At 48.4% G+C, this 17,516-nt stretch carries 11 protein-coding genes and 1 pseudogene; 5 read left to right on the plus strand and 7 right to left on the minus strand.

Annotated elements, in window-relative coordinates; all coding sequences use genetic code 11:
* Positions 1-271: 271 nt before the first annotated feature.
* Positions 272-1,069: a carbonic anhydrase family protein gene (locus tag HRU78_06005; GenBank protein QOJ23260.1), complete on the plus strand. Its 798-nt coding sequence runs from the start codon at positions 272-274 to the stop codon at positions 1,067-1,069.
* A gap of 98 nt (positions 1,070-1,167) precedes the next feature.
* Here the strand turns inward: HRU78_06005 and HRU78_06010 are convergent, their stop codons facing one another.
* Positions 1,168-3,693 (minus strand): EAL domain-containing protein, encoded by a 2,526-nt coding sequence (locus HRU78_06010; GenBank protein QOJ23261.1) that lies wholly within the window; start codon positions 3,691-3,693, stop codon positions 1,168-1,170.
* A gap of 437 nt (positions 3,694-4,130) precedes the next feature.
* Here HRU78_06010 and HRU78_06015 point away from each other — a divergent pair.
* Positions 4,131-5,385: pseudogene (locus tag HRU78_06015) on the plus strand (outer membrane protein transport protein).
* A gap of 118 nt (positions 5,386-5,503) precedes the next feature.
* Positions 5,504-7,333: an ATP-dependent metallopeptidase FtsH/Yme1/Tma family protein gene (locus HRU78_06020; GenBank protein ID QOJ23262.1), complete on the plus strand. Its 1,830-nt coding sequence runs from the start codon at positions 5,504-5,506 to the stop codon at positions 7,331-7,333.
* Between the two features lie 52 nt (positions 7,334-7,385).
* Here HRU78_06020 and HRU78_06025 read toward each other — a convergent pair whose 3' ends face one another.
* From HRU78_06025 to HRU78_06050, 6 genes are all read right to left on the minus strand, one after another.
* A complete protein-coding gene (locus HRU78_06025; protein QOJ24945.1) occupies positions 7,386-8,399 on the minus strand; it encodes an NAD(+)/NADH kinase in 1,014 nt (337 codons plus the stop codon).
* Positions 8,400-8,441: 42 nt separating this feature from the next.
* A complete protein-coding gene (locus HRU78_06030) occupies positions 8,442-9,485 on the minus strand; it encodes a glycosyltransferase (protein ID QOJ23263.1) in 1,044 nt (347 codons plus the stop codon).
* A 181-nt stretch (positions 9,486-9,666) separates the two neighbouring features.
* A complete protein-coding gene (locus HRU78_06035; GenBank protein ID QOJ23264.1) occupies positions 9,667-10,941 on the minus strand; it encodes a GNAT family N-acetyltransferase in 1,275 nt (424 codons plus the stop codon).
* A gap of 137 nt (positions 10,942-11,078) precedes the next feature.
* A complete protein-coding gene (locus HRU78_06040) occupies positions 11,079-12,782 on the minus strand; it encodes an Ig-like domain-containing protein (GenBank protein QOJ23265.1) in 1,704 nt (567 codons plus the stop codon).
* Positions 12,783-13,780: 998 nt separating this feature from the next.
* Positions 13,781-14,704, minus strand: a complete 924-nt coding sequence (locus HRU78_06045) for a patatin-like phospholipase family protein (GenBank protein QOJ23266.1) — start codon at positions 14,702-14,704, stop codon at positions 13,781-13,783.
* A gap of 6 nt (positions 14,705-14,710) precedes the next feature.
* The gene (locus HRU78_06050; protein ID QOJ23267.1) at positions 14,711-15,520 is read right to left on the minus strand and encodes a UDP-2,3-diacylglucosamine diphosphatase; all 810 of its coding nucleotides are present in this window, start codon (positions 15,518-15,520) and stop codon (positions 14,711-14,713) included.
* A 201-nt stretch (positions 15,521-15,721) separates the two neighbouring features.
* Between HRU78_06050 and HRU78_06055 the strand changes: the two genes are divergently transcribed.
* Both HRU78_06055 and HRU78_06060 read left to right on the plus strand, forming a co-directional pair.
* Positions 15,722-16,750, plus strand: a complete 1,029-nt coding sequence (locus HRU78_06055) for a zinc carboxypeptidase (protein QOJ23268.1) — start codon at positions 15,722-15,724, stop codon at positions 16,748-16,750.
* Positions 16,747-17,484, plus strand: coding sequence for an alpha/beta hydrolase (locus HRU78_06060; GenBank protein QOJ23269.1), 738 nt, complete (start codon positions 16,747-16,749; stop codon positions 17,482-17,484). Before HRU78_06055 ends, HRU78_06060 begins: the two co-directional genes overlap by 4 nt.
* Positions 17,485-17,516: the final 32 nt, after the last annotated feature.

The raw sequence follows: 17,516 nt of genomic DNA on the forward strand, positions 1-17,516 counted from the left end.
ACGAGGGGATTATGCTGATAAAAATATTTTTGGCTATCGCAATGAGTTTAAGTGTTTCGTGTTTTGCTCAATCCGGATCGGATAATTCAAAGTCATCCACCGATTCGAGTCAACAAACGCAAACACAAACATCACAATCGGGTTCATCGACCACGAAAGAAAGTTCTCAATCGACTGCGGAGTCCGATAAGGATAAGAAACCGTCGATGGTGGATTATTGTAAAAAACATACGTGCTAACCGAATTACGATTTGAAAACTGGAGATAACCAATGAATAGAAAAGTATTAAGAAATCTGGCTTCAGCAATTTTCACATGTTATGCGACCGTGGCTGTTGCCGCTCCGCATTGGACGCATGAGGAGCAAGCCACGTGGGGCGCGATTCAGGATACGTCGCAAACGGTTGTGCCGCTAAATTATCCGTATGCGGAATGCAGTATTGGAACACATCAATCACCGGTCGATTTTGCTGCGGCAAAAATTGATAACAAACGGAAATTGAATGATCTGCAAGTTTGGTATGACGTGGATGTACCGGTATTTTTTAATACCGGCCATGCGGTTCAAGTGAATACCTCGACTAATTACAAAGGGGAATTGAAAATTGGCGAAGAATCGTTTCCGCTGATTCAGTTTCATTTTCATGAACCCAGCGAACACGTAGTCGGTGGAGTGAAGTTCCCAGCCGAATTACATTTCGTTCATGTGGGTCAGGATGGAAGACTCATTGTATTGGGTGTTGCTGTAAATGTCGGGGAAGAAAATGCAACATTTCAGACTATTTTAAATAACATGCCAACCACAGGAGGTGATCAAAACAGCAATGCCAGCGGTATCCAAATCGATCCGACAACATTATTACCGCCGCTTGGCCATAATTCGTTTGACTACGTAGCGCTAGCCGGCTCTTTAACAACGCCGCCTTGCAGCGAAGGTGTGCAATGGTATCTGCTACTCGATTCCATTACGATATCCTCAGCACAGCTTGATCAACTGAAGGGATTCTACGCCGGCAATGCCCGGGCGCCGCAAAATGTCAACGGACGCACCGTTTCCTCAACGCGATAATAAACTTTAAGGTATACCCGCGCATTAGCTAATGGTCTCAAAGCTAATGTGCGGTTCTGTCGCATTGTATTTGCGCTCGACTCTCCCAATTTCTTAATTCAGCTTTGTGTGGGATTGCTCATTTTTGAGAATTCTACGATCGCAGCATCGATAGGATATGGTTGGGCGATCCAATATCCTTGTGCATAGTCGATCCCCATATTTTCCAGCAATTGCAAGGTCTGGCCGTTTTCAACCCATTCGGCGATGGTACTTAATCGCATGACATGTGCGATATGGTTGATCGATTCAACCATCGCCCGGTCGATTGGATCGGAAAGCATGTTTCGAATCAGCCGGCCGTCAATTTTCAGATAATCAAGTGGGATGTTTTTCAGATAACCAAATGATGATAAACCACCAGTGAAATTGTCGATCGAGAAACGGCACCCGAGTTCTTTCAATGGCGCAATAAACCGCATAGCATCCGTCAAATCGGCGCAGGCGATATGTTCGGAAATTTCAAAACAGAAACATGCAGGATTCAGTTTGCCAGCTTTGATAGTACTTACGGTAAAATCGAGAAAGTCGGCATTTTCCAGCACTTGAGCGGATAAATTGATGGTATACACAGTGCGGGGGTGGTGATGCGCATGTGCTTCGATTAGTTTAAATGCATGCTCCAGTACCCAACGATCAATCATCAGCATGTGATCGTGCCGCTCTGCGGAGGGTAGAAACGCTCCAGGCATGACTAAGCGGCCGTGCTCATCTTGCAGGCGCAGCAAGATTTCGCCGTGTTCCATCACATTACCGTTATCCGAAAGCGGTCGGATCGGTTGAAAATAAAGGCATAAGCGTTGCTCTGCCATGGCTTGTTGGATACGTGGCAGCCAATGAGTTTCGACTGGTTTTTGCTGCGCTTTATCTGTTTGGTATACATGCACGCGGTTGCGGCCTTGTTCTTTGGCTGCATAGCAGGCGCTATCCGCGGCATTCAAAGCAAAAGTGAGGCCTTTGTTTTCATGTGTGATTGGGAATAATCCAATGCTGACACCAATGGTGAAAGTCCTGTCCTGCCAGTGAAAGCGGAAATTTTGCACCAGTTCACGCAACGTTTGTGCGACTTGCAACGCTTCATTTTGCGGGCAGTGTTCCAGAATAACGCCAAATTCATCGCCACCCAGCCGCGCCAGCGTATCGCGTGCACGCAGTTTGGCATGCAGTAGCGCTGTCACTTGCCGCAATAATTCGTCACCGGCACTATGTCCGCAGGTATCGTTGATGATTTTAAATTGATCCAAATCGAGATATAACAACGCATGCGTATCATTTTTACGCGTTGCTGCCAGAATTTTGCTGAGCCGGGTTTCGAATTCCTTGCGGTTTAACAAGCCGGTCAAAGCATCGTGCGCTGCTTGATAAGCAAGTTTTTGTGTCAATTTGCGTTGTTCCGTGACATCGCGGAATGTAATGACGAAGCCGATGGCTTTTTTCTGCTCGTTCTGAATCGGTGCGACGGCATAATCAATAATCCACTCCTGCTTGTCTCTACGGATGAGCAAACATTCGCGATGCCCTTGTATGTTTTCGGGCGGGGTGGTTTGACTGGCAAGCGGATCGGATACCGGTGACCGGTTGACCGGATCGAGAATGTTAAACACGTGCAGTAGCGGCAAACCGCTGGCATCTTGATTGCGCCAGCCGGTAAATATCTCCGCGATCGGATTCAGAAAAGTGATCCTTCCATCGGCACCGGTAGTAGTGACAGCATCACCGATACTCGCCAGTGTGACTTGGAATAGCTCCTTTTCCTGATGCAATACGTCATTAGCCAGTGCCAGCGCCTCGGTACGTTCTGAAACACGTTGCTCCAGTTGTTCCTTGACGTTTTTCAACGCTTGCTGGGTTTGGTCTTTCTCGGCGATCTCAGCTTGCAGTGCTTGATTGATCATTTTTTGATGATTCTTCGCTTGCACCAAACGCTTTAACAAGTCGAAGTTATCAAAACGGAATTTGAGGGATTCCGCGACTGTTCTGTACAGCCGGTGCGAAATGCCGCCCATGGCAAAAACGAAGAGCAAGTAGGTCAACGCAATCGCAAGGTGCGTATCGCTTTCGTGCGCAATGACTTGATAGGTGAAAGGAATGACAACCGGTATCGAGAAGGCCAGAAAAGTACCGCGATAAGACGATAAAGTGGCCATGGCACCGGCAATCATGCCGGCCAGCAGATAAGCGAGAAATAGTTGATGTGTGGCGCTGTCATCGATAAAGAAAATACTTCCGGCCAACCCCCAAAGCACACCGGAGAACAGTGTGCCGACGAAGAACCGGCGTCCCCAGATCACCGCTTCCGAAGCCACCGGATGTTTGCGGAAATAGGATCTGATCAGAAGAAATCTGCCGAGAGTCAAGAAACAGATAGCAGCCAGCCACCCCATGATCCATTCTTTAGTCACGTGATTCCAGAAAACAAAGGCGAGTGCTGCGGCGATGATCAATGTTACAACAAGCGCTTTGGGTGCCTGCTGATAAAGCAGTTTTACTTGTTCCGCCAGTAATGCAGTAGAGTGATTGTTTTGATAAAGATGAGAGCCCACAGGATGGGTTTTGAAATTGGACTCACCATGATCATTTTTCATTGCGGACAGAGTATGAAAATTGTTCGCAGTTTGTCGGAAAGTTTTCCGAAGAGTTTAGGGTTATTTGTCGAGTAAAAGAATAACCACAAGGCAATATGAGCCAGTTGATCAATGAAGATTTGTACACATTTTATTTCAATGACATAATGTTGCTTCGATGGCGAACGAAAAGTGCTCATTTCTGTACGCGTCGGAATATTCTTATTGACATTCAGAAAATTATACTTAAAAAATTTTTTAAGTAAAGCAAGCCTTTATGGCATCACAGGTACCGAAATAAAAGTAACGAATCTTCAATTATTCTAGAAAATGACAGGGGTGAATTTATTAAAACGCACCGTGTAGTTGATAGTTTTTTTTGTCGATATATTCTCCGCTTTATTGGTTTGTTTTTATCGGTGGCTGCAATTCCGACATGGAGTGCTGGTATCGCCGTGATGGAGCAAAGTGTCAAGGAGCTGGGACAAGCATTCTCAGGTGCTCCCACCAACATTGATGACGGCAGTATGGTATTTTTTAACCCGGCTGCGATGAGTCAGGTGCGCGGCAGATTGGTTTCGGTAGCAGGCTATGTCATTGCACCTTCCGCAACGTTTCACGACAGTGCTTCACATATGAGTCCGTTGCTGGGGGGAGCACCGCTGAAAGGCGGCAACGGCGGCGATTCGCCCAATCTGGTTTCTGCCCCTAATGTATATTATGTGCAAGAGCTGACAAACCGCATAGCCTTCGGATTCGGATTCAATACACCGTTTGGTATGAGCAATAGCTATCAACAGGATTGGAAAGGGCGCTACCAGGCGCTCGATTCGGAAATTTTGACTTTTAACTTCAATCCATCGCTATCGTTTAAGGTAACTGAAAAATTTTCATTCGGCGCCGGTTTTAATGTGCAGTATATGCAAGCCAGATTAACCAACGCAATAGATCTCGGCTCTGCGTGTTTTTTGACGTTGGGACCAACGCCTTGCACCAGCCGCGGAATTTTGCCCCAGGCTGCGGACGGACATGTTTCAGTGAAAGGTGACAGTGTTGGATTTGGTTATAACTTCGGTGCTTTTTATGCACTGAATCAAGATACCCACTTGGGTGTCAGTTATCGTTCCCGGGTAGTGCATGATGTCCATGGCAATGCCGATTTCTCAGTGCCGGACAAAGCCATCGCACTGACGCAGGGCAATACTCTGGTTGATTCTAATGCGCGCACGTCGTACTCTGCCAGACTCCGTGCTGTTCGGTTTTACGCATCGTCTCAATCCGCGCTGGGCTGTTTCTGCGGATGCACTTTGGACGCACTGGAGCTTGGTGCGGGAGTTGCGCACGAGTTTCTCATCGGCGCAGCCGGATGACGTGCAGAATTTGAATTGGCGCGATACCTGGCGCTATGCCTTGGGTATCAATCATTTTTCTGAAAATAATAAATGGGCATGGCGGTTGGGATTTGCTTACGATGAAACACCGATTTCAAGCACACAAAACAGCTCGTCACGAATTCCCGATGCCAGCCGCTACTGGCTGACCGCAGGCCTGACTTACGCGGTCATGAAGAATATCAATATCCATGCGGCATACGCGCACTTATTCATGAACGATGCCGCCATCAACCGCAGAGGCTCGGCAGTGGACTTTCTCGTCGGCCAATATTCCGAGCAAATCAATATCGGTGGTTTGCAACTCGACTGGCGTTTTTAATTGAAACCGTAGCACTGATTGCTTGCTGCAACTTATGCTGGTTTGCGGTATCTTATGACGGCAGTTGACACTGGCGTTATTCGCGGTACTTCTTACCCACAAAAATTGAGGTCAAGCAATGGACAAACAAACTCACTTCAGCGTCTGGTATGTCATAGTGGCGTTGTTAAGCATACTGCTGATACAAAATCTGTACTCGCAATACACCCAAGTAAAACCCATTCCCTACAGTCAGTTTCATCATTTTCTGGAGCAAGACAGCATTGCTGAAATTGCGATAACGCAAAATCAAATTTTTGGCACATTGAAAGAAAGAAATGCCGATGGTTTGAAGGATTTTGTCACCACGCGCGTGGAACCCGGTTTGGCAGAAATACTGGATAAGCATAACGTGGTGTATACCGGTGTGGTGCAAAGCACGTGGCTGCGCGATTTACTGTCCTGGATCATACCTACGGCGATTTTTATCGCGATCTGGCTGTTTGTAATCCGCCGCATGGGCAGCAGTATGGGCGGCGGGCTGATGTCGATCGGTAAAAGCCGTGCCAAGGTTTTTGTCGAGAAAGAAACCAAGGTTACTTTCGATGATGTGGCCGGTGTGGATGAAGCGAAAGAGGAATTGGTCGAGATCATCAATTTCTTAAAAAATCCGGCAGATTACGGCCGCTTGGGCGGGCGCGCGCCGAAAGGGATTTTGCTGGTAGGTCCGCCGGGGACGGGAAAAACCTTGCTGGCGCGCGCGGTTGCCGGAGAAGCCGGTGTGCCGTTCTTTTCCATCTCCGGTTCGGAATTTGTGGAAATGTTCGTCGGTGTCGGTGCGGCGCGCGTGCGCGATCTGTTCGAGCAAGCGCGGCAAATGGCACCTGCGATCATTTTTATCGATGAATTGGATGCGCTAGGCCGTGCTCGTGGCGCTTATGGCAGCTTTGGCGGCGGCCATGATGAAAAAGAACAAACGCTGAATCAACTTCTGGCGGAATTGGATGGTTTTGACCCAAGCAGCGGTATCGTTCTGCTGGCCGCAACTAACCGGCCGGAGATTCTCGATCCGGCATTACTACGGGCAGGGCGTTTTGACCGTCAGGTGCTGGTGGATCGTCCGGATAAAATAGGGCGCGAACAGATTCTTGCCGTTCATGCGAAAAAAGTGAAACTGAATACCGATGTCAAAATTGAGCAGATCGCTGCTTTAACGCCCGGATTTACCGGCGCGGATCTGGCGAACTTGATCAATGAAGCAACGCTACTCGCGACACGTCGCGCTGCCGCATCGGTGACGATGGATGATTTTAATAATGCCATTGAACGTATCGTGGCCGGATTGGAAAAACGTAACCGCCTGTTAAATCCCAATGAGCGGCGTGTCGTGGCATTTCATGAATTGGGTCATGCCATGGTGGCGCTGGCTTTACCCGGTAGCGATGAAGTGCATAAAGTATCGATCATTCCACGAGGTGTCGGCGCATTGGGCTATACCATTCAACGTCCTACCGAAGACCGTTTTTTAATGACACGTGTAGAATTGCTCAACAAAATGGCGGTGTTGCTGGGTGGAAGAGCGGCTGAACAGGTGGTGTTTCATGAAGTATCCACCGGCGCCGCGGATGATCTGGTGCGTGCCACGGATATCGCGCGCGCCATGGTGCTGCGTTACGGTATGAGCGAAGCATTGGGTAATGTGGCATATGATCGCGAGCAGTCGGCTTTCTTGCAACCCAATATGGTACTGCCGCAGAGCCGCAATTACAGCGACGAAACCGCGAACAAAATCGATATCGCAGTGCGTGTGCTGGTTGATCAGGCTTTGGAACGCGCCATCAATATTCTGCAAAATAATCGTGCACTGCTGGATAGGACGGCGGATGAGCTGCTTAAAACCGAAACACTAAATCAACCGGAAATAGCCAAACTGAAGCAGGCGATTAGTGCCAGCGCACAACAAGCTTAACCGCGAAAATGCAAGTAAAGATCGCTTGCGGAGACAACTATTCAGCGTTTCCTTAATTCGATGACAAATTGCCGGCAGTTTGCTGTGCCTCTATATTCAGTGCCGGTGGAATGAGTACCCGGATTGGCCTCTCGCTAACACTGAATTCAATGGTGCTTTCAGCTTCGATATCGCGATTGCGGAAATAATCGCCGTCGACTTGCAGTGGGTACGCTTTGTCGTGCAAGGTGCACGTAATATGTTTGCCGGAAAAATACTGCATCGGCAGGTTAGCCGGTTTGCGTTGCAGAATCCGCATGGCCTTGACTAATTCATGCTGAGGCCGCGCACCCGGCAAAAAGCCGGCGACCAGTTCATTTTTTGACGGATTGGCGCTGGGAACGAGCTGCAAGTTCTTTGCATACGCTGACGTATTGGCCACGATGATATAACCGGCTCCATGATCGACGGCTGGCTGGCCATCAACGCTCACCGATACAGTCGGATGATGCAATGCGCACAACGCTTTCAAGCCATGCCACAGGTAAATCGAATCATTGAGCGGACCTTTTCTTTTACCGATATTTTTCACGGTTAATGAATCCAATCCCATCGACGCCATGTGAAAGAAAGGTTTTTCTCCACGAATTCCATTGCCGCTGATCACACCGTAAAATTGCTGCAAACAGATCCCAGAAGCAATGGCTTGCAGTAAATCGCCGGTATCGGTACTCATGGCGTACGAGCGTGCAAAGAGCGATTCGTTTCCGCCCGGAATGGCATAAACCGGCGTGCCGGTTTTATTGATGAGACCCAATAACTTTCTGACCGTGCCGTCACCACCCACCACGACAACGAGCTCACTCGCTGCAATGTTGTCTTCAATGCGCGTATAGCCTTTCATTTTTTTCTCGGAAGGGCACACTTCAACATTTTTGCCATGACCGGCGAGCACCGTTTCCAATTTGCGCGAAAGCGATTCGGTATTGCCTGCGCTGGATATCGGGTTATAGATGATGAGGATTTTTTCCGGCGAAGGTATTTTGCTGATTAATGGATGGGATTGAAAAAAAGAACTGTCATTCATGGAATTAAGCGCATTTTCTGATTCAAGCATTGTTGTTCAAACTCAGGATAATTCAACCGGAATAACTTTCACTTCGGACCAGATCTGATTGCACCAGGATTGTTCCACCGGCGGCATGCCGTCTTTTATCCACTGCACCAGATGCTTCGCCGTATTCGGGAAGGTAACGCGCAGCGCTTTGGTTTCGTACAACCATTGCTCAATGCGCGTGGCATCGACAGTCTGCATCATATGTCCGTAACCCAATGTGCTTAGTGCAATCGCATTGGAGGCTTGTTCCATTTGCGCATGCACCGGTTTTACCAGAATTTTCTTGCCTAACTGCAGCGCTTCACTGGCCAGTTCAAAACCGGCGTTACAAATGATGCCGACGCAATCTGACAAATCTTTCTGAAATCCGATCAGTGACAATGGTTTGCAATGGATATGGGGAAAAGGCGATGGTGTTGCTTCCGGTGAATAGATGTGAAACTCGAAGCTTTTGAACGGCGCAAGCAGTTGGATAATGTATTGTTGGTTCTCGAATGGCAGGTAGATGACAATTTTGTTTTTTTGTATTTGCTCGGAAACAAAAGGCGTTTCGATCACCGGCGGTAAAATAGGCTGGTCGAAGTGATGCCAATGCAAACCGATACTGAGGTCAACGGGAGCAAAATTTTTTAATACCGCTTCCGATATCGGATCGCCTCCGGCGCGCGGTATTTTATGCCGGAAAGCGCATTGATGATTGATGCCAATGGTTTTTTTCTTTTGCCGCCGCGCCGCCCAGGCGGTAACCGGTTCAAAATCGCAAATCACCAGATCGTAACTGCTTAAATCCAATTGCCGGATATCGTTGAGAAAACGTACCGGTTTTGATTGCAATACTGTCCGGATGTGATTGATTTTGCCGTTTTGCGTGCTGAAGGTCAGCCCTTCCCGCCATTGATGATCATTGAACACTTCCATATCGAAAAATTTATCGTGCGGCCTGCCGGTAAACTGATAGGTGACCTCCAGATCCGCTGCGCGCAGCTCCCGTGCCATAATGCGGCCGCGCGTGATGTGGCCGTTGCCGGTTCCTTGTATGCCGTAAAAAATTTTCATAATGCTTGAGTTCCTGGACCGATGTCTGCAATGTTGATTGCAAAGCCCTAGATGTCAGGGCCTGAAAGAATCGGGCAAAGTCTAGCAAGCCGGTGTGACAGAAAGATGACAGTTTGATGGATTAAATCCGGCGTGCCGGATTTAGCAACAAACGATCAGTGAGATTACAAATGATTGCTTGTTATGCTGCGGTAATATCCCGATTGAGCATGCGTATGGAGAGTTTAGAGATTCTTTTGTTAGAACGGAAATCTTGCGCTGTCATGCCGTTGCCGTAAATATCCAGAAATTTTCCGTGAATAGGATCAAAAATATGTTCACGTAAGTAGCTTTCTTGCTTGAATCCGAAGGCAACGGTGTTCTTTTGCGATATGAAATTGTCAGCATAGACATTGCTGGTCAATTTATTTAATTTGACCCGGTTGAATGCATAATCAAGAATCAGCAGTGATGCTTCGAGTGCGATGCCGCGGGTATGATCTTCGGGATCCGGTAATCCGATCAAAAGCTCGGCGCGGCGGTGCGGTAGGTTGATGTCCACCAGGTTCGCAATACCTGCGGGTTGACAGGTATTTCTCCGCACGATCATCCATTCGACCGATTTTGTTTGGCAAGGGTGCATTGCGTGTACCTCACGCAACTTTGCCGCCAATTCACCAAGAGCTTGATTGCGCGGGATATATTGATTGTATTGCGACATGAAGACATCGTTCCGGTGACAGTCACGAAGGTAAGCGGCATCTTGTTCTTGATAACGGCGAAGATATAGTTTTTTCCCTTCGAGCGGTTCCAGCCAGTTTGAATCGACTTCGGCAAGATTGTGACTTGCCTGGATGAAGCTGGGATTGAGTTGCAAGGCCTTGCGGAAATGCGCCCTAGCTTCATCGATCTTGCCCAGTGTTTTCAATGCCAGGCCAAGGTTGTTATGGGCTTCGAAATAATCGCCTGTTAACTCAAGTGCACGCTGATAACAGGAGACAGCTTCGGCGGAGTTATTCGCTTTCTGTAGCGCATTTCCGAGGTTATTCAGTGCATGCGGAAACTGGGGGCGTATTTGCAATGCTTGACGGAAACATTCGGCAGCCTTTTGATGTCGGTTTTGCGCCGTATAAGCACTGCCCAAAACGTTCAGAACCTCTGCTTGATTGGCCTTGAGCGCGAGCGACCGTGCACAATAAGCGATCGCATCTTCGATCAGGTTTTGTTCCAATAATGCATTCGCGTAGTTGCCGAGGAAGTCTGCTCGCGTCGGCGTCTTTGCTATCGTTTTTTGGAAATAATCGTTGGCAAGCTGAAAACGCTGGGTTTGGGCGTAAATGATGGCGAGCAAATGCAGCGTATCGGGGTGGTCCGGTAGCGTCGCACAAATTTTGAGACAAATTGCTTCCGCCTCGTGAAATTGCCCGGATTGCTGAAAACGAACGGCACTTTGAAGGGCTTCGGAAATCTGTCGCATAACCAGTTACTTTGGATCAGTATTTCATGGTGTTATTGCAGCATTCAAGTAATTATCTTGGGTTGTAAGCAGTATCATCAAATTGTGCAGCGTCTTCAAATTGAGATGGTACTACTTACAACGATGCAATTTAAGCGTTAGTGAACTGGAAAAAACGACTCGCTAATATCCGATACTCCGACGATTGCTGGAGTGGCAAGAGCCAATCCAGTGCTATCGGCCGTCGTGAAGTTGAGTGTGGTGTCATCGCTGATTCCTGCGTAATGATTTCCGGCAGTATCGGTAATTGCGCTTGCATCAATTTCAATATGATAAGCCGTATTGGGAATCAAATCGGCAGTCGGATTGATGAAAATTTGATTGCCACCAAACTTACTATCACTGAATGTTATTTGACTCGAATCATTGATCGAAATCGTTCGCGTATCCGAACCATTACTAATCACAATGTTCCCGCTTGCCGGTTTTATCTCTTCATTGAAATTGAGAACAACATTGTCACCCACTGCAACACCGCTGGTATCATCTGCCGGTGAACTGCTAATCAATAGAGGATTGCTAGGTATTGTCGTAAAGTTGAGCGACGTATCGTCACTGATACCAGCATAAGTATGGCCGTCTAAATCGGAAATGGCGCCGTTGTCGATCTTAATGCTGTAGCTAGAGTTGGCGATCAGATCGGCAGTAGGATTAATAGTGATCTTACTACCATTAAAAGTTACCTGGCTGGCATCATTAATTGCGATAGTGCGTGTGTCAGTACCATTGCTGATAACGATATTGCCAGTATCTCCAGCCTTGACTGCTTCATTGAAATCCAGCTCGATATTGCGATCGACCTGAAAGTCTGCAGAATCATCAGCAGGATCACTCCAAGTCAGGAGTGGATCGGTTGGAATTGTCGAAAAGTCCAGTGCGGTGTCATCGCTGATTCCGGCGTACGGGTTACCATCCAGATCGGTGATAGCGCCGTTATCGATCTTGATGCTGTAATGTGTGTTCGGCACCAGATCAGTTGTTGGATTGATGATTACGCCACTGTAACCATCAAATGTCACTTGGCTGCTGTCATTGATCGAGATGACACGCGTATCGGAGCCATTGCTGATGATGATATTGCCAGTGCTGCCCGGTTTAACGGCCTCATCGAAGAATAACTCGATATTGCTGTCCATCTGAAAATCGGTGGCATTGTCCCCCGGGTTGCTCCAATTCAAAATCGGACCGGGACCGATCGTACTAAAGCTCAGTGCATCATTGATTCCCGCCCAAGCATTGCCTGATGTATCGGTAACGACACCAGCGGCAATCTGGATGCTATAGGTAGAATTAGAAATCAAATCTTCGGTAGGGTTGATGGTGATTGAACCGTAATTGACTGTGCCGAATCCGGTGGGGTTATTGATGGTTACTTGACTGGCATCATCAATTGCGATGGTTCTGGTATCAGTTCCGTTGCTGATGATGATGTTACCGGTCCCCGCCATGATTTCTTCATTGAAATTCAGGGTGATACTGTCGTCGATCTTGAATGATTGCCCATCAAATGGCCAACTCCAATTCAGTGTCGGTGGGGCGGTATCGGGGGTCGTGGTAAAGTTGAGCGTGGATGGATCATCAATTCCGGTGTAGGGATTTCCGGAATAATCGGCAATCACGCCATTGGCCATCTCGACATGGTAAGTAGTATTGGGCACCAGGTTGGTGCTGGGATTAATGATTACCTTGCTGCCACTGAATGTGACCTGACTGCTATCATCCACAGCGATGAGACGAGTATCCGTGCCATTAGTGACGACGATGTTGCCGGATCCTGGTACGACGTCTTCGCTGAAATGCAAAAAATATTATTGGCAACAGGAACTGCGGTAGCGCCATCGGTAGGCTCGGCAGATAATAAGGTCGGTGGATCCGTATCCACGAACGCGGGTTCCAGTGTAAATTTAAGAGTTGCATCCAGACTTCCGCCGTGACCATCCACAATGTCATAGTTAAGTTCAATTTCACCGGTAAAGTTATTTTCCGGTGTGAAAATCCAGCCATCAGCGGTTTGAGTTAATGAGCCATGCGTAACCGTCAGATTCGCAATCGACAACTCATCATGATCAGCATCCGTGAATCCATTCAGCAGATCGCTGGTAAGAATTTTATAGTCTGTATTTTGAGTGCCATTAGGGAGAATCGCGGCGGTTCCTGTCAGTTCCGGTGCATGATTGAGACCTTGCAGTTTTACCGTCGCCTTGGCCCAATTCAGCGGGCTGTCCCCTTGACCGACTTTCATGGCGTAAATGAAGGTATCGGTCAGCTCTTCATTAGTTGCCACATCTTTCAGTTTCAATTGCAATTCTGGCGTTAGGACATAAGACACTTTGCCGTCTTGCGTAATCGAAATTTGCGCGCTTAATTGACTGTAATTGATACTGTTGATGTCATCCTTGCTGATTAAATCAGCCGGCTCATTCCATCTTCCGCTGCCTTCATCCAAAGACCACAAAACTTTCGCTTGACCGCCTTGATCGTTTGCCAACACATTCAGTACATAATGATCCTGATTATTTGGCAAATCATTGAAATTATCATTTTGAGCTTTTGAATTTTGCGCAAATGTATTCGCACCTTGGGCCGATGAGTTAACAGGCATTGCATTTTCTCCCTGAAATGTAACCACGTCTAGAAAGGATAAGTTCGTTGGTAATGCCAACTAGCGCGGAAGTATACGCTAAAAGAAATTGTATTAATGTGACAAAAATCACTTTCAAATTAACTAATTTGAGTGATCTGTTAAATCAGATTCTAAGGTCTTTTGCCGATAGTGAAAGTAGATTTTGATTTGCGATTATCAGAGTTGCAGCAACGCATGAATTTGTTCGCGATGCAGGGCATACCAGCGTTTACCGATGTTCAGCGCCTTCTGTTGCACGATGGTGCTATTGGCCGAATCCATGTGATCCGGCATGTCATAGTCTTTCAAATGATGATTGATATATAGCGCTTGATTGCCGAGAACCTCCGCGGTGGTTTTTACATTGGTCATCATTTTTTCCCGCAAGATGATCGAGGCGATACCTTGCACCGACCATTGCAATCCGCCGTAACTACGGGCTTTGGTGCCGTTAATGGCAAAACTGCGCCAGCCCGATCCGATCGAAAGCAGTTTGATGTCATGCTGATGCCAGCAGCGTTGTGCGTAGAGATAAGCACTGAAGCCGGGATTGTTCATACCGACGCCACCGTCGATGCGCCAGCCGCCATCTTGCATTTGCACCGGCGGATAATAGGAGGGCGCGGCTGTGCAGGCATCGGCAATTTCGCTGAGTAAAAAATCCGGTTGACTGCCGTTGGTAAAAATTTCCAGTTGATCTTGATTGAGATTGAAACAGGGAATAAAAATCCGCTTGGCGAGGGACGACAGTTTCACATCACCTAGTTCCCGCTGTAACGCCAGTTTCTTCGGGATTCCTTGATATTTGGGCCGGACTTGCAGGGTGCGCAGCAAACGGCCGAAACGCTGCTCTGTCATGATTTCTTGCAGTAACTTTTCCTGCAAAATTTTTTCGATGATACGGTTTGCGCTGAATTGCCGCCCGAGAATCAAACAGGTGATCAATCCACCGGATGAAGAACCGGCGATCAGATCGAACAAATCGTAAGTGGAAGCGCCGGTATCGTCTTCCAGACAAGCCAGCACACCTAATTGAATCAGCAGGTGGCTGCCGCCGCCGTCCAGGCTTAAAACGGTTTTCGCTGACGATGGATGGTTCAAAAGAATTTAAGCCGCTCTTTTACTGGCCAGCAATTCCGCTTGTACGAGATTTTTGTGCTGTTCAAACCGCTCGGACCAGAACACCAGTTCCAGCGACCCGTCGAGATGTTCCAGCAAAGTGGAACAGCTTTCCACCCAGTCACCATCGTTGCAATAGAGAACGGAATTGATTTCCCGCAATTCGGCGTGATGGATATGGCCGCAGACAACGCCATCGACACCGCGGTCCTTGGCCAGATGTGCCAATGCTTCTTCAAAACTGCTGATGTAACTGACCGCGTTTTTGACTTTTAACTTCAGGTAAGCCGATAGAGACCAATACGAGTAACCGAAAAATTTACGCAAACCGTTGAAGTAGTGATTCAGATCGAGCAAGGTGTCGTATGCGATATTGCCCAGCTTGGCAAGCCAGCGGCTGTTTTTGATGATCATGTCGAATTCATCGCCGTGCATGACCAGCAGCTTTTTGCCGTCGGTGGTGGTGTGCACATAATCCTGGTGAATTTCGACATTGCCGAATACGTGACCGACACAATCCCGCAATGCTTCGTCGTGATTACCCGGTACATAGATCACTTTGGTGCCGTGCTTGGCTTTTCCCAGAATGGAGCGGATAACATTGGTATGATGTTGCGGCCAATAGGGGCTCTTTTTGATACTCCAGAAATCGACGATATCGCCGACCAGAAACAGATAATCGGTTTCCACCGAATGCAAAAAGTGTAGTAAGGCTTCCGCCTGACAACCGCGAAATCCGAGATGCACATCCGAAATCCAAACGCTTCGTACCTTGATAGGAGCCTTGTTCTTAATCATAAACGCCTTTTTAAATGGATGAATGATGGTTCGCAGCATAAAGGCTGTTTGTTAAGCTTCGTTGAAGCATTTGTTACATATTGATGAAATCTTTATGAAAAATAAGTAACAGTGCGGTTTTCTTTGATACTGGCGAGAAGATTCGAGTAACATGCAGCTCTTATCGCTAGCAGGATTCCAGTCACACATTCCTTATCAATAATGCGTGCACCGCCAATAACCAACCAGCCGTTTCCGGAGCTCGAGCAGATCGAAGCGATTATTCAGGAGAACTACGCCGGGCATTTGCGCAGCCAAATACTGTGCCGGGTGCGGTCCGGCGATGACTCGTTGCCAATCTATGCGCTGACATTGGGCAATCGCGGTCCGGCGGTGCCGTGCGTGACGTACGTTGCCGGTGTTCACGGCTTGGAGCGTATCGGCACGCAAGTGGTCATCGCATTCCTCGAAGGGTTGCTGGAGCGGTTGAAATGGGATCGGGTGTTGGCGGACATTCTGCAGCTGGTGCGCATTAATTTCCTGCCGATCGTCAATCCCGCCGGGATGTTGAGCAAAACCCGCGCGAATGCGCAAGGCATCGATTTGATGCGCAATGCGCCGGTCGATAGCCGAGAAAAAACCATTTTGCTGGCTGGAGGCCACCGGATTTCACCGGCGCTGCCGTGGTATCGCGGCAAAAGCAACGAACCGATGCAAGCGGAAGCGCAAGCGCTGTGCGATTTCATCATGCAGGAAGTGTTTCCCGCGCCGTTCAGCCTGGTGCTCGATTGCCATTCCGGTTTCGGTTTTCGCAATCAAATCTGGTTTCCGTACGCCCGGAGCCGGTTGGAACCGATCAAGCACTTGAAGGAAATCTGTTATTTACGCAATTTGTTCATGCAAACCTACCCGCATCAGGATTACTTGTTCGAGCCGCAATCGCAGCATTACCTGGTGCACGGTGATTTGTGGGATTTTCTGTACTTGCAGTCGCTGGAGCATCACACGATTTTTCTGCCACTGACGCTGGAAATGGGATCGTGGCGCTGGATTCGCAAAAATCCGTTGCAATTGCGGCAGCTGCTCGGTTTGTACCATCCGATCAAGCCGCACCGGCTCAATCGTGTGCTGAGAAGCCATCTGATTTTGATGGAGTTTTTGCTGCACGCCACGTTGTCATACCATAATTGGCTTGAGCGTAGCGATGCGAAGCAACTGGAGCAACAAGCCCTGGCGCTGTGGTACCCATGAACCGTCCGCCGCATTTCGTGCTGCTGCGCGGTTTATGGCGCGAAGCGCGGCATTGGGGCGGTTTTCCCGGTCATTTGCAGCAACGATTCCCCGGTGCGTCGATCAGCACACCGGATCTGCCCGGCAACGGCCTGCGCAATTACGAAACCAGTCCGGCTACCATCGCCGGGATGACCGATGCACTGCGCCAGCAAATTGATCTGAGCCAACCGATCCGGCTGATTGCGTTGTCGATGGGCGGCATGATCGCCATCGACTGGATGACACGCTATCCCGCCGAGATTGAAGCCGCGGTATTGATCAACACCAGCGCCAGACCGCTATCGCCGTTTTACCATCGCCTGCGCTGGACGGCTTATCCTTATATTTTGCGTATAATGTTTCATTCGTGTGTGCAAAGGGAAGCGGATATTCTGCGATTGACTTCCAATCGCCATCAACACGATACAAAACTGCTCGAATCCTGGCAGCAATGGCAGCGGCAGAACCCGGTATCGCCAATCAGCGCGAGAAACCAATTCCTCGCCGCCATGAAATTTTCAGTCACAACAAAACCGCAGCAACCGCTACTTGTCGTCACCAGCCCAACGGATCGGCTGGTGGATTACCGTTGCAGCCAAAAGTTCGCGCAGACCTGGAATGCTGATTATGTGGAGCATGAATCGGCCGGGCATGATTTGCCGCTGGATGAGCCGGAGTGGTTGGTTCAGGTCATCTGGCAGTGGTTTGATTGAAGATGGAATATGAACAAAGTTATCAAACCGAA

It is taken from the genome of Gammaproteobacteria bacterium (assembly GCA_015709635.1).
Classification (GTDB): domain Bacteria; phylum Pseudomonadota; class Gammaproteobacteria; order Burkholderiales; family Nitrosomonadaceae; genus Nitrosomonas.